At 73.2% G+C, this 20,173-nt stretch carries 16 protein-coding genes and 1 pseudogene; 9 read left to right on the forward strand and 8 right to left on the reverse strand.

Translation table 11 applies throughout. The features are described 5' to 3' along the window. The first annotated feature begins 324 nt into the window (after positions 1–324). The 5 genes from OG595_RS37190 to OG595_RS37210 all read left to right on the forward strand — a co-directional run bounded on the left by OG595_RS37190 (position 325) and on the right by OG595_RS37210 (position 6,577). The gene (locus OG595_RS37190; RefSeq protein WP_329279908.1) at positions 325–1,053 is read left to right on the forward strand and encodes a hypothetical protein; all 729 of its coding nucleotides are present in this window, start codon (positions 325–327) and stop codon (positions 1,051–1,053) included. Continuing rightward, entirely contained in the window at positions 1,050–1,595 is a 546-nt protein-coding gene (locus tag OG595_RS37195; RefSeq protein ID WP_329279910.1) for a SixA phosphatase family protein, read from the forward strand. The genes OG595_RS37190 and OG595_RS37195 overlap by 4 nt, the downstream gene beginning before the upstream one ends. Positions 1,596–1,664: 69 nt before the next feature. Next, positions 1,665–2,303, forward strand: coding sequence for a YigZ family protein (locus tag OG595_RS37200; RefSeq protein WP_329279911.1), 639 nt, complete (start codon positions 1,665–1,667; stop codon positions 2,301–2,303). 88 nt (positions 2,304–2,391) lie between these two features. Further along, a complete protein-coding gene (locus OG595_RS37205; RefSeq protein WP_329279913.1) occupies positions 2,392–3,555 on the forward strand; it encodes an exonuclease SbcCD subunit D in 1,164 nt (387 codons plus the stop codon). A 37-nt stretch (positions 3,556–3,592) separates the two neighbouring features. Continuing rightward, positions 3,593–6,577 carry an SMC family ATPase gene (locus tag OG595_RS37210; RefSeq protein WP_329279916.1) on the forward strand — a complete coding sequence of 995 codons (2,985 nt, stop codon included), beginning with the start codon at positions 3,593–3,595 and terminating at the stop codon, positions 6,575–6,577. A 46-nt stretch (positions 6,578–6,623) separates the two neighbouring features. Here the strand turns inward: OG595_RS37210 and OG595_RS37215 are convergent, their stop codons facing one another. Continuing rightward, on the reverse strand, positions 6,624–7,070 hold the full coding sequence (locus OG595_RS37215; RefSeq protein WP_329279918.1) for an Lrp/AsnC family transcriptional regulator: 447 nt from the start codon (positions 7,068–7,070) through the stop codon (positions 6,624–6,626). Positions 7,071–7,209: 139 nt separating this feature from the next. Between OG595_RS37215 and OG595_RS37220 the strand changes: the two genes are divergently transcribed. Continuing rightward, positions 7,210–7,692 carry a rhodanese-like domain-containing protein gene (locus tag OG595_RS37220; RefSeq protein ID WP_329279920.1) on the forward strand — a complete coding sequence of 161 codons (483 nt, stop codon included), beginning with the start codon at positions 7,210–7,212 and terminating at the stop codon, positions 7,690–7,692. A 22-nt stretch (positions 7,693–7,714) separates the two neighbouring features. Here OG595_RS37220 and OG595_RS37225 read toward each other — a convergent pair whose 3' ends face one another. The 5 genes from OG595_RS37225 to pdxR all read right to left on the reverse strand — a co-directional run bounded on the left by OG595_RS37225 (position 7,715) and on the right by pdxR (position 15,193). Then, on the reverse strand, positions 7,715–8,533 hold the full coding sequence (locus OG595_RS37225; RefSeq protein WP_329279922.1) for an ATP-grasp domain-containing protein: 819 nt from the start codon (positions 8,531–8,533) through the stop codon (positions 7,715–7,717). Positions 8,534–8,769: 236 nt separating this feature from the next. Further along, positions 8,770–10,461, reverse strand: a complete 1,692-nt coding sequence (locus OG595_RS37230) for a DUF885 domain-containing protein (RefSeq protein ID WP_329279924.1) — start codon at positions 10,459–10,461, stop codon at positions 8,770–8,772. A 136-nt stretch (positions 10,462–10,597) separates the two neighbouring features. Next, positions 10,598–11,917 carry a GNAT family N-acetyltransferase gene (locus OG595_RS37235; protein WP_329279926.1) on the reverse strand — a complete coding sequence of 440 codons (1,320 nt, stop codon included), beginning with the start codon at positions 11,915–11,917 and terminating at the stop codon, positions 10,598–10,600. A gap of 111 nt (positions 11,918–12,028) precedes the next feature. Further along, positions 12,029–13,618 carry an alkaline phosphatase D family protein gene (locus OG595_RS37240; RefSeq protein ID WP_329279928.1) on the reverse strand — a complete coding sequence of 530 codons (1,590 nt, stop codon included), beginning with the start codon at positions 13,616–13,618 and terminating at the stop codon, positions 12,029–12,031. A 129-nt stretch (positions 13,619–13,747) separates the two neighbouring features. Continuing rightward, the gene (pdxR, locus tag OG595_RS37245; RefSeq protein ID WP_329279930.1) at positions 13,748–15,193 is read right to left on the reverse strand and encodes a MocR-like pyridoxine biosynthesis transcription factor PdxR; all 1,446 of its coding nucleotides are present in this window, start codon (positions 15,191–15,193) and stop codon (positions 13,748–13,750) included. Between the two features lie 47 nt (positions 15,194–15,240). Here pdxR and OG595_RS37250 point away from each other — a divergent pair. Then, positions 15,241–16,050, forward strand: a pseudogene (locus OG595_RS37250) (EamA family transporter); the annotation flags it as partial. A gap of 90 nt (positions 16,051–16,140) precedes the next feature. On the opposite strand, the gene OG595_RS37255 reads toward OG595_RS37250, so the two are convergent. Further along, a complete protein-coding gene (locus tag OG595_RS37255) occupies positions 16,141–16,983 on the reverse strand; it encodes an alpha/beta fold hydrolase (RefSeq protein WP_329279932.1) in 843 nt (280 codons plus the stop codon). Positions 16,984–17,143: 160 nt separating this feature from the next. On the opposite strand from OG595_RS37255, the gene sigJ reads away from it, so the two are divergent. Together sigJ and OG595_RS37265 are read left to right on the forward strand one after the other, a co-directional pair. Beyond that, positions 17,144–18,046, forward strand: coding sequence for an RNA polymerase sigma factor SigJ (gene sigJ / locus OG595_RS37260; RefSeq protein ID WP_329279934.1), 903 nt, complete (start codon positions 17,144–17,146; stop codon positions 18,044–18,046). Between the two features lie 111 nt (positions 18,047–18,157). Beyond that, on the forward strand, positions 18,158–18,919 hold the full coding sequence (locus tag OG595_RS37265) for a GntR family transcriptional regulator (protein WP_329283495.1): 762 nt from the start codon (positions 18,158–18,160) through the stop codon (positions 18,917–18,919). Between the two features lie 96 nt (positions 18,920–19,015). Here the strand turns inward: OG595_RS37265 and OG595_RS37270 are convergent, their stop codons facing one another. After that, complete coding sequence (locus OG595_RS37270) at positions 19,016–20,173, reverse strand: ROK family transcriptional regulator (protein ID WP_329283497.1); 1,158 nt, start codon at positions 20,171–20,173, stop codon at positions 19,016–19,018.

Raw genomic sequence — 20,173 nt, forward strand, 5'->3', positions numbered from 1 at the left:
AGCGGAGATGGGGAAGGGGGATGCGGCGCGTGCCCGTCTGCGACTCCGGTGCGCCTGCCGCGTAAAGTAGACCTAACGGTCGGTACAATCAATAAGCTGCGCGTAAAGCCGTCGCGCGACCGTTCCCAGTCCCGCTCAGCGGGACGTCGGCGGCTGAAAGCGCGGATGCGGCAGCACTCGTCCAAGGGCGCGGAGCCGCGTCGACGGGCGGCTCCGGCGCATGGGCGCGACCCGGACCACCGAAACCGGCCACCCGAGCCGGAACGAACCGTCAACCTGAGCCGGAACGATCCGCCAACCCGGCGGAGCGTTACGCTCGGCACCGTGCTCCGCATCTACGACGCCCGATCCGACGAGTCCGTAGTCGCCGCCCCGGCCCGCCGTGCCCTGACCCGTGTCGAGGCGCATGCGCCCGGCTCCGGCACCACCGACCTCCGTGTCCTCCTGGTCGCCGATGTCCTCGCCCGCGCCCTGGAGATCGGCGGCACCCCCGTGTGGGCCGTACTGGCCGGTGGGGAACAGGTGGCCGAACTCCGGGCGGGCGCGACGGCTCTCGGTATCCGGCCCTTCGAGGACCGGCGTGATGTCGGACCGGAGTTCGCGGGGGCCCAGCTGATCCATGTGGTGCGCCGGGGTGACGAGGCAACGGGCGGCATCAGGATCGATGTCGCCCCGGCCGACTCCGGCGAGGCCGTGGGTGTTCCCGGAGACGTCGACCCCGCCACCCTCCGCCTCGCCCTGCTCGCCCGCCCCCGCTCCGAGCCCGTCCACCTGACCCCGGCCGCCCTGACCGACACGGGGAGCACGCTCGCGCACTGGCGCCGGTCGGTCGCCGTCTGGGCGGTGCAGCCGTCCCGTCCGGTGCCCGAGGGGGTACGGCAGGAACTGCGCGCCGCCTGGGAGGACGACCTGAACCTGCCCGCCGTACTGGACGTCCTGCGCCGCGTCGAGACCCTCGACGGGCTGCCGGACGGGGCCCGCTTCGAGACGTACGCCTACGCCGACCGGATCCTCGGCATCGAACTCACCCGCGAGATCGGGTCGTTGACGTGACCGGCCGCCGACACGCGGGCCCGCTGCGCCGGCTCGTCGTCCTGCGGCACGCCAAGTCGGCCTGGCCTATGGGTGTCGACGACCACGACCGGCCCCTCGGCCCGCGGGGCCTGCGGGACGCTCCCGCCGCCGGACGAGCGCTCGCCGAAGCCGACTGCCTGCCCGACCTCGCCCTGTGTTCCCCCGCCGAACGCGCCCGCCTTACCTGGGAGTTGGCGGCGGCCGAGTGGGGCACCCCGCCGCCGGTCCGGCACGATCCGCGGCTGTACGGGGCCGACGTACCGGAGTTGCTGGCCGTCGTACGCGAAGTCCCGCCCGCCGTCGGGACGTTGCTGCTGGTCGGGCACAACCCCGGCCTGGAGGAACTGGTACTGGAGCTGGCCGGGGACGCGCTCGACGGCACGCTGGACACCGTACGGACGAAGTTCCCGACCTCCGCGATCGCCGTCCTGGCCTGGCACGGCGAGGGCTGGCAGGACCTCGCGCCCGGCGCGGCCCTGCTCACGGACATGATCGTGCCGCGCGGGACGAAGACCCGCTGACCAGGTCGTATCCAGCACGGCGGCACCCGCGCCTCCGGCCGGGCGGCCGGCTGCGCATAGGGTGGCCGGATGCCGGACGAGTACCGCACAGTGACCCACGCGGGTGTGCACGAGACCGAGGTCAACCGCTCCCGCTTCCTGTGCGCCCTCGCCCCCGCGGCCACCGAGCAGGAGGCCCAGGAGTTCGTCGCCGCCGTCCGCAGGGAGCACGCCGACGCCACCCACAACTGCTTCGCGTACGTCATCGGCGCCGACGCCTCGGTCCAGCGGGCGAGCGACGACGGTGAACCGGGCGGCACCGCCGGCGTCCCGATGCTCCAGATGCTGCTGCGCCGCGACATGCGGTATGTCGTCGCCGTCGTCACCCGCTACTACGGCGGCGTCAAACTGGGCGCGGGCGGTCTCATCCGGGCGTACGGGGGAGCGGTCGGCGAAGCCCTCGACGTGCTCGGCACCCGCACCCGCCGCCGCTTCCGGCTGGCCACGGTGACCGTCGACCACCAGCGGGCCGGAAAGATCCAGAACGACCTGCGGTCCACCGGACGCGAGGTGCGTGACGTGCGGTACGGGGAGGCCGTCACGATCGAGATCGGGCTGCCGGACGCCGATGTGGACGCCTTCCGGACCTGGCTGGCGGACGCCACAGCGGGGACCGCCGGGTTCACGCTCGGGGGAGAGGCGTACGGAGAGGTGCACGGGGACGCATGAGCGCCGCGAGGCCCTCCGGGGCCGCACATCGGGCCGATACGGGAGTAACCGCCCGTGATGTCAGACCCGGCTGTTAGTTTCGGGGATCATGAGACTGCTGCACACGTCCGACTGGCATCTCGGCCGCTCCTTCCACCGGGTGAACATGCTCGGGGCGCAGGCCGGGTTCATCGGCCATCTCGTCTCCGTCGCGCGCGAGCGCGAGGTCGACGCGGTGGTCGTGTCGGGTGATGTGTACGACCGGGCGGTGCCCCCGCTGGCCGCCGTCGAGCTCTTCGACGACGCCCTGCACCGGCTCGCCGGTCTCGGCGTGCCGACGGTGATGATCTCCGGCAACCACGACTCGGCCCGCCGCCTCGGCGTCGGCGCCGGGCTCATCGACCGCGCCGGCATCCATCTGCGCACCGACCCGTCGGCGGCCGGCACCCCCGTGATGCTCCGGGACGCCTTCGGCGACGTCGCCTTCTACGGACTGCCCTATCTTGAACCGGCACTGGTGAAGGACGAGTTCGGGGTGGAGAAGGCGGGCCACGAGTCCGTCCTCGCCGCCGCCATGGACCGGGTCCGCGCCGACCTCGCCACGCGCGCGGAGGGCACCCGTTCCGTCGTCCTCGCCCATGCCTTCGTCACCGGCGGCGAGGCCAGCGACAGCGAGCGGGACATCACCGTCGGAGGCGTCGCCGCAGTGCCCTCCGGAGTGTTCGACGGCGTCGACTATGTGGCGCTGGGCCATCTGCACGGCTGTCAGACCATCACCGGGCGCGTGCGCTACTCCGGCTCCCCGCTGCCGTACTCCTTCTCGGAGGCCGACCACCGCAAGAGCATGTGGCTGGTCGACCTGGCGGACGACGGCTCGGTCAGCGCGGAACGCGTCGACTGCCCGGTGCCGCGCGCGCTCGCCCGTATCCGTGGGGCGCTGGAGGAACTGCTCGCCGATCCGGACCTCGCCCGCCACGAGGACGCGTGGGTCGAGGCCACACTGACCGACGCGGTGCGCCCCGCCGACCCCATGGCCCGGCTCATGGAACGGTTCCCGCACACCCTGAGCCTCACCTTCGATCCGGAGCGGCCACCCGGGGACCCGGACGTGACATACGCACGGCGCCTGGCCGGGCGCGGCGACCAGGAGATCGCGGAGGACTTCGTCCTGCACGTGCGGGGCGCGGGAGCCGACGACCACGAACGGGGCGTACTGCGGGACGTGTTCGACGCGGTCCGCGCGGACGAGACGGTACGGGAGGTGGCCCGGTGAGGCGCGCTCACGGGAGCACGGACACGGAGGGCGCCCGGTGAGGCTGCACCGGCTGGACATCACGGCCTTCGGGCCCTTCGGCGGCGCCCAGCAGGTCGACTTCGGCGAGCTGTCCGCCGCCGGGCTCTTCCTCCTGCACGGTCCGACGGGTGCGGGCAAGACCTCCGTCCTGGACGCCGTCTGCTACGCGCTGTACGGCTCGGTGCCCGGCGCCCGCCAGGGAGGTTCGCTGCGCAGCGACCATGCCGAGCCCGGCACCCGCACCGAGGTCACCCTCGAACTCACCGTCGCCGGACGCCGGTTGGAGCTCACCCGGCAGCCGCCCTGGGAACGCCCCAAGAAGCGCGGCGCGGGCACGACGCTGGACAAGGCCCAGAGCTGGCTGCGCGAGTACGACGCCTCCGCCGGGGTCTGGAAGGACCTCAGCCGATCCCACCAGGAGATCGGGGAGGAGGTCACCCAGCTGCTCGGGATGAGCCGCGAACAGTTCTGCCAGGTCGTGCTGCTGCCGCAGGGCGACTTCGCCCGTTTCCTGCGCGCCGACGCCGAGGCCCGCGGCAAGCTCCTCGGCCGCCTCTTCGACACCCACCGCTTCGCCGAGGTGGAGAAGCGCCTCGCGGATCGGCGGCGCGCCGCCGAGGCCGAAGTGCGCGACGGGGACACGGAGTTGCTGGCCGACGCCCACCGCATGCAACAGGCCGCCGGTGACGCCATGGAGCTGCCCGGTCTCACGCCCGGCGAACCGGGACTGGCCGAGGCCATCATGGGCGCCGCCGCCGTCGCCCGCTGCACCGCGCGGGAGCTGCTCACCATCGCCCACTGCGCCCGCTCCGCCGCCGAGTCCGCGCAGGTCGCGGCGGACGGCGCGCTGGCCGACGTACGTGAAACGGCGCGGCTGCAACGCCGGTTCGCCGAGGCGCGGGAGCGCGCCGGGCGGCTGGAGGAGCGGGCTGACGCCCACCGGGAGGACCGGGCGCGGATGGAGCGGGCCCGCAAGGCCGAGGCGGTGGCACCCGCGCTGGAGCTGCGGGAGGCCGCCGGGACCGAGCACCGGCGCGCGGCCGACGCCGAGACACAGGCGCGTGCCCTGCTGCCGGACACCTTCGCGGACGCCGGAGCCGGTGGACTGGCCGCCGCCGCGCGCCGGGCCGCCGAGGAACTGGGCGGCCTCGAATCCGCCCGCCGCGCCGAACAGCGGCTGGCCCAACTCGTCGCCGAGCGCACCGGCCTGGACCGACAGGAGCGCGCCGACGAGGACGTCCTGCACGACGCGGAGAACTGGCTCGGCGACTGGGAGGCGACAAAGGCGGGCCTCCAGACGCGTATCGAGTCGGCCCAGGAGGCCGCCACCAGGGCCGAACAGCTCGCCGTCCAGCGGGAACCCGCCCAGAACCGGCTCAGGGCGGCCCGCCAGCGCGACACCTTGGGCCGGGACACGGACGAGGCACAGACCCGCGTACTGGCCTCGCGCGAGCGTGCCACGGAGGCGAAGGCCCACTGGCTCGACCTCAAGGAACAGCGCCTGAACGGCATCGCCGCCGAGCTGGCCGCGAATCTCAGCGACGGTGAACCCTGCGCCGTCTGCGGGGCCACCGAACACCCGGCGCCCGCACGGAAGGTCGCCGGACACGTCGACCGCGAGGCGGAGGAACGCGCACTGGCCGCCTACCAGCGGGCCGACGAGCACCGCACCGAGGACGAACGCCGACTGGGCCTCGTACGCGAGGCACTTGCGGCTGCCACCGCCGAGGCCGGGGACACACCCACCGATCAACTCGCCGCACAGGCCGACGAGTTGGAGCGGCGGTACGAGGAGGCCCGGCGGGGCGCCTCCGGGCTGCACTCCGCGCACGAGGAACTGCGCCGGGCCGAGCAGGAGCGCGAGCGCCGCAGTGCCGCCCAGCAGGAGGCGGCACTCAGGACGGCGTCCCGGGTCGCCCGCCGGGACACACTCGACGCTGAACGGGCCGCGCTGGAGGAGGAGTTGGCGCAGGCCCGGGGCGGCGCCGACAGTGTCGCCGCGCGAGCGGCCCAGCTGGAACGGCAGGCAGCGCTGCTCACCGGGACGGCCGAGGCGGCGCGCGCCGCCGAGGACACCGCCCAGCGGCTCAAGGACGCCGACGCCCGCCTGGCCGACGCCGCCTACCGAGCCGGGTTCGACACCCCGCGCGCGGCGGCGGACGCACTGCTGGACGACGCGGCCCACCGCGAACTCCAACGCCGCCTGGACGACTGGCAGTCCGAGGAGGCCGCCGTACGGGCCGCCCTCGCCGAACCCGACACCGTGGCCGCCGCACAGCTGCCGCCGGCCGACCTCGGGGGCGCGGAACAGACGGCCTCGGCCGCGGCCCGTCGGCTGCGGGAAGCCGCCTCCGCGCGCGACGCGGCCGCGAGTCGCTGCACCGAACTCGACCGCCTGTCCGCCCGCTCGGCCACCGCCGTACGCCGCCTCGCGCCGCTGCGGGCCGCCCACGACCGGGTGGCCCGCCTCGCCACCCTCACCGCGGGCACCTCGGCCGACAACGAACGCAGGATGCGGCTGGAGTCGTACGTCCTCGCGGCCCGCCTGGAACAGGTGGCCGCAGCCGCGACGGCACGGCTGCGCCGCATGTCGTCCGGGCGCTACACCCTCGTCCACTCCGACGACCGGGCCGGGCGGGGCCGTAGCGGCCTCGGACTGCATGTCGTCGACGCCTGGACCGGCCGGGAGCGGGACACGGCGACCCTGTCCGGCGGCGAGACGTTCTTCGCCTCGCTCGCCCTCGCCCTCGGCCTCGCGGACGTCGTCACGGACGAGGCCGGCGGGGTCCGCCTCGACACCCTCTTCATCGACGAGGGCTTCGGCAGCCTCGACGACCAGACACTGGACGAGGTCCTCGACGTCCTCGACTCGCTGCGCGAACGCGACCGCAGCGTCGGCATCGTCAGCCATGTGCCCGACCTGCGGCGGCGGATCCACGCCCAGCTGGAGGTGGTGAAGGGGAGATCGGGGTCGGTGGTGCGGCAGCGGGGTGGCGGGTGAGGACGCCCGGCTGGACCGGTCGGAGCGGTCGGGGACGCTCAGCCGCTCACTGGCCGACGGCGCGGCGGGGGAGCGGCGAGGAGTAGACGACACTCGTGGTCACCGAGCCCAGCGCGCCGATCTTCCCCGACACCTCCTCCAGATGCCGCATCGACCGTGCGACGACCTTGATGACGAAGCAGTCGTCGCCCGTCACGTGGTGCGTCTCCAGGATCTCGGGTGTCACGGCGACCAGGTCGTGGAACGGTTTGTAGTTGCCGTTCGGGTACCTGAGCCGGACGAAGGCGAGGATCGGCAGGCCGAGCCGCTCCGGGTCGACGACCGCCGAGTACCCCTGGATGACACCGGCCTCCTCCAGCCGCCGCACCCGCTCGGTGACCGCGCTCGGGGACATCGCGACGGCGCGTGCCAGCTCGGCGAAAGTGGCGCGGCCGTCGCGCTGAAGGACATCGAGGATGCACCAGTCGGTGCTGTCCGGGGAAAACGTGCTCATACCCGAGGAATAGCAGGGGAATCCCCGGCTGAACAAGCGGAAGCCCGTGGATCACACCTTCAGGTGAGTGAACGCCGGCCGTAGATTTCTGGCCACGGAGTCCCGGCCCGGGCCTCCACCAGGGAAAGGCAGGCAGCCCATGAGCGTCAGCACGAGCGTCGTCAACCCCGTCCTGCGCGTCGCCCCGGCCTCCCCGGCCGAGGCCGCCGCCCACTTCGCCGCGAGCCTCGCCTTCCACGCCGACGTGTCCGACGTGGCAGCGGCCCTCGCAGCCGACGGCGACCCCGGGTTCGTGGTCGTCGACTCGCGCTCCACCGAGTCCTGGGACCAGGGCCACATCCCCGGCGCCCTCCACCTGCCGACGGCCCTGATCCCCGAACAGGCCGCCCGACTGCTCGACAGGTCCGTGCCGGTGGTGACGTACTGCTGGGGCCCCGGCTGCAACGGGGCGACCCGTGCCGCCCTCGCGCTCGCCCAACTCGGCTACCAGGTCAAGGAGATGCTCGGCGGCTTCGAGTACTGGGCGCGCGAGGGCTTCGCGTTCGAGACGTGGGAGGGCCTTCGGCGCCGCGACACCGACGCGCTGACGGCCCCGGTCGACGCGGCGGACTGCGGCTGCTGAGGCGACAGCGGGCCGCAGCCCCCTACCGGCCCGCCGAGTCCTGGTCCCGCACGACTTCGGGCAACGGGCGCAGGAAGGTACGGTCCGCCGGGCCGAACTCCTCCTCCGGGCGGGCCGCATGCAGGACGACATCGAGGACGGCGGCCGGATCGCAGGCGTAATGCCCGCTGGCCCAGGCCGCGTTGGCCTCGACGACCGCCCACTCGGCGCCCTCCGTGTCCGACAGCAGACCGACGTCCACGACGACGGCACTCGGCAGATACCGGGACGCCAGACGCCCCGCGAAGTCCAGGACCTCCGCCCTGCGGGGGTCCTCGTCGAGCGGGACGACATCCAGCTCGCCGTGCGTCAAGTACCTGCTGCCCGTGCGGACTTCACCGTCGAGCAGGAACAGCCGGTACTCCATCGCGAACGCCACGATGTCGCTCACCAGCACCGGCGTGCCGTCGTCGACCGCGTCGGGACCCGGCAGCCGGCTTCCGTCCGGATAGACACGCGCGGGGAAGCTCTTGTCGTTGGGCGGCTTCACGAAGACGGGCCGCCGCAACTGCCTGGCCTCGGCGACGGTACTGAACTCGATCTCCCGGCGGGTGAGTTCGTGCGGCAGCCGGGCCAGCCAGTCCGGCGCCGCCTCCAGCAGCCCGAGCCCCAGCCCGGCGGCCACCGCGTCCGCGAACAGCGGCCCGGCGTACAGCGTCGCGCCCTCGGCAGCCCGCCACTCCTCGGGCACACGCCACTCGCGCAGGACCTCGACACCCATGGCACGCCCACGAGCCGCGTCGGCCAGGGCGTGTCCCGTAGCGGTGACACGTGGGGAGAGGAAGAGAGTTCGGGTGTTCATGGAAGTAGAGGGTGGCTCACGGGGAGGGGATGAGGACAGCGAATATGCGGGCGCGTACCGCAGGCGGGTCGCCACGGACTGCCGGCCCGGGTCCCGGCAGCGCTCGCCCCGGCTGCTGACGTACTGACGTACTGACGTGCCGCGGGGGCAGGAGCAGGGAGCAGTGGGGTGTCCCCCCGACTCCCGACCCCCACAACCCCCTTGCCACGCAGTTGAGTTGCTCTCGTCGGGCTACCTCACAGCCGGGACAGCTCGTCCACCAGGTCGTCCAGACCGAGCGAGCCCTGCGACAGCGCGGCCATGTGCCAGGCCTTCGCGTCGAAGGCGTCGCCGTGGCGGCGCCGGGCGTTCTCCCGGCCCAGGAGCCAGGCCCGTTCGCCCAGCTTGTAGCCGATCGCCTGGCCGGGGATGGTCAGATAGCGCGTCAGCTCGCTCTCCACGAAGTCCGCGGGGCGGCTGCTGTGGGCGCCGAAGAACTCCTGGGCCAGTTCCGGGGTCCAGCGCTCGCCCGGGTGGAACGGGGAGTCCGCCGGGATCTCCAGCTCCGCGTGCATACCGATGTCGACGATGACCCGGGCGGCCCGCATCATCTGGGCGTCGAGGTAACCGAGGCGCTGTTCCGCGTCCGTGAGGTAGCCCAGCTCGTCCATGAGGCGCTCCGCGTACAGCGCCCAGCCCTCGCAGTTGGCGCTGACACCGCCGACGGTGGCCTGGTAGCGGGAGAGGTTCTCGGCGACGTGCACCCACTGCGCGAGCTGGAGGTGATGGCCGGGGACACCCTCGTGGTACCAGGTCGACACCAGGTCGTACACCGGGAAGCGAGTCTGGCCCATCGTCGGCAGCCAGGTGGTGCCCGGGCGGGAGAAGTCCTCCGACGGGGACATGTAGTACGGCGCCGCCGCACCGCCGGGCGGTGCGATGCGGGACTCCACCTTCTTCACCCGCTCGGCGAGTTCGAAGTGCGTGCCGTCCAGCGCCTCGATCGCCTGGTCCATCAGACCCTGGAGCCACTCGCGGACCTCGTCGACGCCCTCGATGTGCTTGCCGTGCTCGTCGAGATGGGCCAGCGCCACCCACGGCGTCGCGGCGCCGGGCAGGACGTTCTCGGCCTCCAGCTTCATCTCGCCGAGGAGCCGGTGGTACTCGGCCCAGCCGTACGCGTACGCCTCGTCCAGGTCCAGATCCGTGCCGTTCCAGTAGCGCGACCAGCGCGCGTACCGCTCGCGGCCCACCGTGTTCGGCGCGCCCTCGACGGCCGGCGCGTACACGTCCCGCATCCAGTCCCGCAGTTCGACGACTGCCTCGTCCGCGCCCCGGGCCGCCTCGTCCAGCTCGGTGCGCAGTGCCTCGGGGCCGGCCGACACGAAGTCCGTGAACCAGCCCGCGCCCTTGCCCTCCGGGCCGGACCACTCGCCGAGCTGCCCGATGAACGTGGCGGTGGGACGCGGCCCCGCGTACAACTCGCGTTCCAGGCCCAGGGTCAGGCTCTCCCGGTAGCCGCGCAGCGCGGCCGGGACCGCGCGCAGCCGCTCCGCGACCGCCGCCCAGTCCTCGTCCGTCTCCGTCGGCGTCACGGTGAACACCTCGCGCACCGAGTGCGCGGCCGTGTGCATGTTGCCGACGGAGCGCAGGCCCTCGCCGGCCTCGTGCACGGCGAGTTCGGCGGTGAGTCGCTCGCGCAGCAGACGCCCGCAGCGCCGCTCGATGTCACTGTCCGCGCCGGGCCGGCGCTCGGCCTCGTCCAGCCGTGCCAGCGTCGTCCGTGCCAGCTCCGCCAGGGCCTCCTGGCCGGCCGGCGAGGTGTCCGGAAGCCTGCTCGAACTCTCCTTCACGCCGAGGTACGTACCGGTGACCGGGTCGAGGGCGATGAGCTCGTCGACGTAGGTGTCGGCGACCTCACGGGGCAGCGGGCTCTTGATGTCTGACATGCGCTCATCCTCGTATGCGACGACGGCCGGCGTCACGTGGATTCGCGCCGGAACGCGCGACCGGAAACGTGCGACCGGCCCGGCGGAGGCCGCCGGGCCGGTCGCGGGGGACGTTCGGTACGGGATCCGTACGGGATCAGTCCCGCGCGCTGTGGTCGAACGACCTGGGGGAAGCGACCGGGTTCGCGTCCAGGCGGGCCGTGATGACGAGGGTGCCCTCCTCGATCTGGTAGTCGAGGGGCAGGCCGAGGGCGCGCATCGCGGCGACCATGCCGGTGTTGGAGGACTGCGTGACGGCGTACACGTGCTCGCAGTTCGCCTCGCGCGCCATCGACACCAGACGGCGCAGGAGTTCGCCGCCGACGCCGCGCCGCTGCCAATCGTCCTCGACGAGCAGCGCGATCTCGGTCTCGTCACCGTCCCAGAGAAGGTGACCGAGGCCGACGACCCGTCCCGACGCCGTCTGCACGGCGAGCGTGCGGCCGTAGCGAGGGCTGAGCAGGTGGCCCAGGTAGCGGTCGGCGTCGCCCATGGGGCCGTGGTAGCGGAGCGAGAGGGTGCGCGGCGAGCAGCGTGCGTGCATCGCCTTCGCCGCGTCCAGGTCGCTCGCGTCGGCGCGCCGTACGGTGATGGCGTTGCCCCGCGGCAGGGTCAGCACGTCCTGGCCGTGCGGGACACGGGGACCGAGCCGGGCGTCCAGCTCCACCAGCGCCCGGGCCCGGGCGAACTCGGTCGGGGTGAACGGCAGATACGGCCGCTCCACGGTGATCACTCCGCCTTCCGGCGCGCGCAGCCGCATCACCGTGTCCGTCTCCTCCAGAGCCCCTTCGACCGGTACGCCCTCCCGCGCCGCCGAGTGCCCGCCGGGCAGCGATCGGATCGTGCACCTGCCGAGCAACTGGCGCAGTGCGAGCGGGAGTTCGGCAGCGTCCAGGGCCGTTCGGGTGGCCAGGCCCAGGACCCGGGTCGGCGCGTCGACGAGGTCGTGGGTGTCGGCGCGCTCGATCCACGTCCCGGCGCCGCCCGCCCGGGACACCGACCCGGAGATCTCGGCGGCGGCGAGGTCACCGGGGGCACGCAGCAGGAACTCGTCGACCGTGCCCCGGGCCAGCGGATGCGTCTGCAGGCTGAGGATGTCGATTCGCCGCCCAGCGAGGGCGATGCACAGGGCGGCGAGCGATCCCGGCTGGTCCTGCACCGTCGTCCGCATCCGCCACAGCACGCTCGGGCCGGTCTCCGTATCCGTACCCGCATCCGTTCCGATGTCGGCACCGATGCCCGTACCGATGCCTGTGCCGGCATCGGCCCCGGCATCGTTGTCGTCCGGCGGTGCGTGACCGTGGCGGCTTGCCCACCATGTGCGCAGCAGTGCGGCGAGTTCGACGACGTCCTGCCGCCACTGTCGTACCGGGCGGCTGTCCGCCGCAGGGGTTTCCGCAGATACTTTTCGAGTCATGCAGCCACCATGCGCCAACGGTGTTGCGTGATCACGAACGGACTGTGACCGAAGGGTTAAGTTGCATTCCGTCCCTTTTGTTTACTCTTGCACGATTACTGGCGGGCGCCCTTACTGCCCCACCCGCCCCGGCTGCAACACCTTCGTGAACAGCACGGTCCCGTCCTGCTCGCGCAGCCGTACCGTCAGCTCCCCGCTGCCGCCGTCGATGTCGACCTCGCCGAAGAACTGGTAGCCGCCGGCGGGCGAGACGTTCGCCGCGGTCGGCGCCTTCACGAAGACCCGCTCCGGACCGAACGTGCTGTCGAGCGCGCTGGCCGGGAACGCACCGGCGTTCAGCGGGCCCGACACGAACTCCCAGAACGGTTCGAAGTCGGTGAAGGCGGCCCGCGCGGGCTGGTAGTGCTGCGCCGAGGTGTGGTGGACGTCGGCGGTCAGCCAGACCGTGCCGGTGATCCTCCGGTGCTTGATGAACCGCAGCAGCTCGGCGATCTGCAGCTCACGCCCGAGCGGCGCACCCGGGTCGCCCTGCGCGACGGCCTCGATGTTGGCCCTGCCCTCGGTGGTGTCCGGCACGACGAGGCCCAGCGGCATGTCGGCGGCGATCACCTTCCACACCGCACGCGAGCACGACAGCTCCCGCTTGAGCCACTCCAGCTGCTCGGCGCCGAGGATGCCCTGCGGGTCGACGGTCTGGTCGTCGGGAGAGTTGGCGTTGCGGTACGTCCGCATGTCGAGGACGAACACGTCGAGCAGCGGACCCTGGTGCAGCACGCGGTTGACGCGGCCCTCCCGGGCGCCCGGCCGGAGCGTGGAGACCGGGAAGTACTCGCTGAAGGCCCGACGCGCCCGGCCTGCGAGGACGTCGACGCTCTTCTCGGTGTAGCGGGTGTCCGAGTCGGAAATCCGTTCCCCCGGATACCAGTTGTTGCGCACCTCGTGGTCGTCCCACTGGATGATCGACGGGACCTGGGCGTTGAACCGCCGGAGGTTCTCGTCGAGCAGGTTGTAGCGGAAGTTGCCGCGGAACTCGGCGAGCGTCTCGGCGACCTTCGCCTTCTCCTCGGTCGTGATGTTCCGCCAGGTGCTGCCGTCGGGCAGGGTCGCGGTCGCGGCGATCGGACCGTCGGCGTAGATGTTGTCGCCGCTGCACAGGAAGAAGTCGGGGTCGAGCTTCCCCATCGCGTCGTAGATCCGGTAGCCGCCGAGGTCCGGGTTGATGCCCCAGCCCTGCCCCGCCAGGTCCCCCGACCACAGGAACCGCACTCCGTCGCGCCGCCGTTCCGACGCCGTACGGAAGGTGCCGGTCACCGGCTCGCCGGTGCGACGCGGGTCGTCCGGGTCGGCGAGCAGTACGCGGTAGTGGATCTGCTCGCCCGGCGGCAGCCCGCGCAGCCGGGTCGTGCCGGTGAAGTCGGTGTCCGTGCCGAGCAGCGGGCCGTGCCAGCGGCGGGGGTTGCGGAACGACTCGGTGGCGGACGTCTCGACGACCATCCGGGCCGGCCGGTCGGACCGCACCCACACCAGCCCCGAGTCGGCGGTCACATCGCCCGTCTGTACCCCCCACCCGGCCTTCGGCCGCCCGGACAGGGCGAACGCGGGGGCCGCCGCACCGACGGCTGCGGGCAGGGCCAGGGCCGCCGAAGCGGCGAGCGAACCGCGCAGCACGCTGCGACGAGCGGGCAGGGGAGAAGCTGACATGGGGCGTGCCTCCGGGGACAGGGTCCGGCGAGTGTGCACAGCCACAACTACTGGGACACCGCAGCGCTCACGCAAACCACAAGTGAACAACTGCCGGCGGGGGCACGGAAACCGGTGCGCGGGCCGGCGTCAGGGAGCGAGAGCCTCCGCCATCAGCCGGATCCCCGCCCCGATCCGCGCGGGCGACGACTGCGCGTACCCGAGCACCAGCCGTACGCCCCCACCCTGTACGCCCTCGTCGGGCACGCGCGCGTGCCCGAAGTCCGTCAGTGGCCGTACCGCGATCCCGGCCGCCGCCGTCCGCTCCAGGAACCGGTCCTGCGGCCCGTACCGCTCCGGCAGCGCGGCGATCACATGCAGACCGGCCGCGATCCCCGACACCCCCGCCCCGGGAAAGTGCTCCGCCAGCGCCGCTACGAGGGCATCGCGCCGTTCCCGGTACGCGCGCTGGCAGCGGCGCAGATGCCGGTCGTAGTCGCCGCGTTCCACGAACCGCGCGAACAGCTCCTGGTCGAGTGCCGGATGGCCCAGGTCCATCGTCCGCTTCCGCTCGACGACCTCCTCGGCGAGCGACTCCGGCACGAGGAGCCAGCCGAGCCGCAGCCCGGGCGCGAGCGACTTGCTGACGGACCCCGTGTAGGCGACACGCTCGGGGTCGAGCCCCTGCAGCGCACCCACCGGAGCACGGTCGTACCGGAACTCCCCGTCGTAGTCGTCCTCGATCACCAGCCCGTCGGCCGACCGGGCCCAGTCGAGGAGTCCGGCGCGGCGGCCCGCGGAGTAGGCGATCCCGGAGGGGAACTGGTGGGCGGGCGTGGTCGTCACCGCCCTTACCCCGCTGGCCCGCAGCGCGTCGAGGCCGAGGCCCTCCTCGTCCAGGGACAGCGGTACGGCGTCCAGGCCGGCCGAGGCGTAGAGGGAGCCGTGTTCCGGGCTCCCGGGGTCCTCGACGCCCATGTGGCGCATCCCGCGCGCGTGGAGCACGTGTCCGAGCAGCGTCGTCGCCTGCGCCACCCCGGAGACCACCATCAGCCGTTCCGGGTCCGCGACCACGCCCCGGCGCCGCGCGAGCAGCTCCGCCAGCGCCGTCCGCAGCCGGGGCAGCCCGCGCGGATCGGGGTAGCCGAGGGCGTGATGGGGGAGTTCCGCGAGCACCGCGCGCTGGGCGGCCGCCCACGCGGCACGCGGGAACAGCGACAGGTCGGGGGTGCCCGGCAGGAAGTCGGCCCGGGCGCCGGGGGAGCGCGGTGCGAGGTCCCGCGCGCGCGGACGGGCGGCCCGGGCGGCACCGCCCACCCAGGTCCCGGCCCCGCGCCCGCTGCGCAGATACCCCTCCGCGGTCAACTGCTCGTACGCCTCCGTGACCAGCCCCCGCGACACCCCCAGGTCGGCCGCGAGGTCCCGGCTCGACGGCAGCCGCGTCCCTGAGGCGAGCAGCCCCGAGCGGACCGCTTCCCGGAGTGCCTCCTGAAGCGAACGCCCACGCGCGCGTGCGGGCGCGGCAGCGGCCGGGAGCAGCAACTCCCAGGCGGCGGAGCCCGGCAGGCCGCCCGGACTGGTCCCCGATGACGTCATGGAAGTGGACCTTAAACCGGACCGCCGGGCTCCCTAGCGTCACCTCCATGAACGCCACCGCCGGTCCCGCCGACATCACTCCCGCGCGCGGGGCCATCCTCACCGCCCTCGCCGCCGTCCTCGTCGGCTGCTCCTTCACCGCCAACAGCGTCCTCGGCGAATACCCGTACGCGGGCGGCCAGTTCCTGCGCTACGGCCTGGCCTGTCTGCTGCTCCTGCCCCTGGTCGGCAGGGGCGGGGCCGCTCCGCTGCGGACGCTGACCGCCCGCCGGTGGATTCGGCTCGCGCTGCTCGCCGCCGTCGGCATGGTCGGCTTCAACCTGGCCGTCATCGCCGCCGAACGCGGCGCGGAACCGGCGGTGCCCGGGGTGTTCGTGGGCTGCGCGCCCGTGGTCGTGGCGGTCCTGGTGCCCCTGCTGGACGGGCGGCGGCCCAGGCGGGCCGTGGTCCACGGGGCGCTGACCGTCGCGGCGGGCGCGTTCGCGGTCCAGGGCTGGGGCCGTACGGACGGCGCCGGCCTCGTGTTCTCCGGGTGCGCGCTGGCCGGTGAGGTCGGGTTCGCGGTGCTCGCCGTGCCCCTGGTACGGCCCCTCGGGCCCCGGCTGCTGTCCGCGACCGTGTGCGGCCTCGCCGCCGCCGAGTCCGCGCTCGCCGGGGTGCTCCTCGACGGCACCGGCTGGCTGCGCCCGCCCGACGCCACCGAGACCGCCGCGCTGCTGTGGCAGGCGGCGGTCGTCACCGTCGTCGGTTTCGTGTGCTGGTACATCGGCGTGCAGCGGATCGGCGCGGAACGCGCCACGCTCTTCTCCGGCCTCATCCCCGTCGCCGCGGCCTGCACCGCCCCACTCGTCGGTACCGGCTCCTACGGCGCCGCACAGGCCGCCGGAAGCGCCCTCGTGGGCGCCGGAGTCGTCCTGGGATCGGGCGCGTTCACTCTCGTGCGCCGGTCAGCGGCTGCCGTCGAGGAGCACGCGGGCGACCAGCGCCGGGTCGTCGTTCATCGGGACGTGGCCGCAGCCGGGGAGGCGGATCAGGCGGGCCTTGGGGATGACCTGCTTGGCGCGGACGCCCTGGCGGCGTACGAGCAGCAGGTCCCGGCTGCCCCAGGCGACGGTGACCGGGATGCCCGGGACGTCGTCCGTGAAGCGGATGTCGCGGCCGGCCCTGAGGGTCTCGGTGAACCGCTGGGCGTTCGCCAGGGCGAGCGTCTCGGCGACGACGGCCTCGGGTGAACGGCGGCCGGGGCGGGCGTAGATGGTGCTCGTCAGGACGCTCCGCCCCGCCGCCGAGCGCGACAGCCGTTCGACCAGTGGTACCGGCATGCTCCGCGCCGCCCGCCGCATCGCGAGCAGCACCCCGAACGCGTACCGCCGCTCGGCCTGCGACCAGAACCCCGCCGGTGAGAGCGTGGTGACGGACCGTACGCGCTTCTCGCGTCCGAGTTCCAGGGCCAGCAGGCCGCCCAGCGAGTTGCCCGCCACATGCGGCCGGTCCAGCCCCAGCGCCTCGCACAGGGCGCCGAAGACGGCGGTCATCGTCGGCAGGTCGTGGGCGAAACCGTCCGCCAGCGCGGGTGACTCGCCGAACCCGGGAAGATCGACGGCGATCACGTCGCGCTCGGTGGCCAGGATGTCGATCACCGGGTCCCAGGCCTGCCGGTGGTGCCCGATGCCGTGCAGCAGCAGAAGCGGTTCGCCGGCGCCCACGCGCGCGTACGACAGGGTCACGGTCCTGGGTTCGGCCTCCGGGTCGTAGGGAGAGGGGACCTCGAAGGTGACGGTGGAGGACATGGGGCTGCTCCTAGTCGGACACGGTCGTACACGTCTGCGTGGCTGTCCACGGGCACTGCGTAGACAGCTTGTCAGTAATTACTACTGGCCGGTAGCCCCCGGTGGGCACCGGCCGACAACCCGCTGGACATCACCCTCGGCGCCGGGTTGGGATGGTGCCGTGACCATCGATACCGTGACCGACGTCTTCGAAGAGCACCGGCCCGTCCTGATGGGCGTCGCCTATCGCATGCTCGGCCGGGTGACCGACGCCGAGGACGTCGTCCAGGACGCGTGGCTGCGCTGGTCCGCCGCCGACCGGACCGACGTACGCGAACCGCGCGGCTATCTCGTGCGCGTCACCACCCGGCTCGCCATCGACCGGCTCCGCCAGGTGAAGGCGCGTGGCGAGACGTACGTCGGCCCGTGGCTGCCCGAGCCGTACGTCACCGAACTCACCGGCGGCGCGGGCACCGTCCCGGACGCGGCCGAACGGGCCGTGCTCGCCGACACCGTGTCCCTCGCGGTCATGGTCGTGATGGAGTCCCTCTCGCCGCTGGAGCGCGCGGTGTTCGTCCTCCGGGAGGCCTTCGCGTACCCGTTCGCGGAGATCGCGGCCATGCTCGACCGCACCGAACCCGCGGTGCGCCAGCTCGCCGGACGCGCCCGCCGGCACGTCGACGAACGGCGCCCGCGCTACGAGGTCGACCCGTCCCAGCGCCGTGACCTGACCGAACGGTTCCTCGTCGCCGCCGAACAGGGCGACCTGGCGGGCCTCATGGAACTGCTCGCCCCGGACGTCTGCCTCGTCGCCGACAGCGGCGGCCTGGCGCGGGCGCCGCGCCGGATCCTGGAATCGGCCGACCATGTGGGCCGCTTCGTCATCGGCACCGCGGGCAAGGGCCTCGTCGACGCGTCGTTCCGCTTCCTGGAGGTCAACGGCGGCTTCGCCGTGCTGATCCTGGACGGCGGCAAGCCCGACGCCGTGTTCCAGATGGATGTGGCGGACGGCCGTATCCAGTGTGTGTACATCATCCGCAACCCGGACAAGGTGCGCTCCCTGGCCCTTCCCCAGGAAGGCTGATTGGTCTTGACCAAGCCTCAGGGCCGCCCTATGGTCGCAGGAAAGTGCAACAACCTTTAATAAACAAGGGCGCCAAAAAGCCGTCGGACCACGGCGATTGCGGAGGACATGGTGGGGACCACGCAGTTGGAAACGGTGCCGGAGCCGAAGTACTGGCATCTGAAGACCGTGCTCAGTGAGGCACTGGACTCCGAGTTCACGGTGGGCGAGATCCTGCCCAACGAGCGTGATCTCGCGGCTCGCTTCGGCGTCGCCCGTGCCACGCTCCGTCAGGCACTGGAGCAGCTCGAACTCGAAGGCAGGCTCCAGCGCCGCCGCGGTGTCGGTACGACCGTCGCCCCGCCGCGCATGGGCGTCGCCGTCGGCACGGCCCAGCACTCCTGGCCGGGCGCGGCGGGCGACGCCTGGCAGCCCGTGGACAGCGCGCTGACCGTACCTGTGGTGTCCGTGGCCACCGCCCTGGAGACCGGCCGGGACGAGCGCGTCCACACCGTGCGCCGCTCGCGCGTCTCGCACGGCCAGCCGGTCGCCGCCGAGCTGCTCTACGTCCCGGTCGCCTCGGTGCCCGACCTGTCGGCGATAGACGCCCCGTCCGGCGCGGCACGCGCGCGTGCGGTGCTGCGCGAACTCCAGCGCCTGGAACTGGAGGGCCAGGACCGCGCCGTGGAGCTCGGCTCGGCCCGCGCGGACGACGCCAAGGAGCTGGACCGCCTCCCCGGGGCTCCCGTCCTCGTCGTCACGACCCGCTTCTTCGCCCAGGGCCGCACGGCCGCACTCTCCGTGGCGACCTATCGCGCTGACACGTGCCGGTTGACCTTCGGCGACACCGGAGGAGTGGAGATCCACCACGGCCCGGAACGCCAGGCGTCCTGACCGACGTACAGCCCCGCGCCCCGAAGGGGCGCGGGGAACTGCGCGACCAGCCACCACGGACCCGCAGTGTCCGACACAACCCACCCCCCTGAGCGCTCAACGCCGGGCAGTCACGGTCCCCTCCACCGCGAACAACTGCTCCTCGACATGGTCGAGGGCCAGCCGCAGCGCACCCGTCGCCACGGCCGCCTCGCCGAGGAGCGACAGCGTCACGCCCGGCGGTCGCAGACAGTAGCGCGCCAGCTCGTCGCGCAACGGCTCCAGTACGCCGTCCAGCCCCGCCGCCCAGCCGCCCACGACGACCAACTCGGGGTCGAGGGCCAGCACGAGCGCGGCCACGTCGTGGACGAGCCGCTGGATGAAGCGGTCGACGGCCGCGCGAGCCTGCTCGTCGCCCTCGCGGGCGCGACCGAACACCTTGGCCACCGCCACCTCGTCCAGCGGGTGCAGCGGCTCGCCGGTGGTCGACAGCAGTGCCTCCGGCGGCGCCTCCCGGCCCAGCAGATGCAGCGCGCCGATCTCCCCGGCCGCCCCGCCGTAGCCCCGGTGCAGCCGCCCGCCGATCAACGAGCCGGCGCCCGGACTCAGCCCGGCCAGCACGAACACGACGTCGTCGGAGTCGATCGCCGCGCCCTTCCAGTGCTCGGCGACAGCAGCCGCGTTGGCGTCGTTCTCGACGAGCACAGGGCACTTGAAGGACCGGCTGAGCCGCTCACCGAGCCGCAGCCCGGTCCACTCGGGCAGCGCCGTGCACAGCCGTACGACCCCGTCGGCCTCCACGATCCCGGGTGTGGCCACGCCCACGGCCCGCAGCGAGTCACGGGCCACCCCGGCCCGGCGCAGCAACTCGGCGACCGCGGAGCGCAGCCGCTCCAGCCGCTCGTCCGCCGGTGCCGCCTCGTCGACGTCCTTAGAGATCGACCCCAGAAGCCGCCCGTCGAGGTCGGACAGCAGCGCGGCAACGCGATGGGACCCGATCTCCAGCCCCAGCAGATGCCCGGCCTCGGCCCGGAACCGGAACCGCCGCGCGGGCCGCCCCTGCCGCCGGGCGACGCTCTCGTCGGCGGCCTTCTCGACGACCAGCCCGGCCTCGATGAGCCCCTCGACGACCCCCTCTACGGTGGGCCGGGACAGCCCTGTCACCCGGGTGATCTCGGTCAGTGTCGCGCAGTCCGTGGCACGCAGCGCGTGCAGCACCACCGCGGAGTTGATCCTTCGCAGCAACGAGGGATCCCCACCGGTCAGCTGCCCCAA

The sequence above is a fragment of the Streptomyces sp. NBC_01451 genome (assembly GCF_036227485.1).
In the GTDB taxonomy this organism is placed as follows: Bacteria; Actinomycetota; Actinomycetes; order Streptomycetales; family Streptomycetaceae; genus Streptomyces.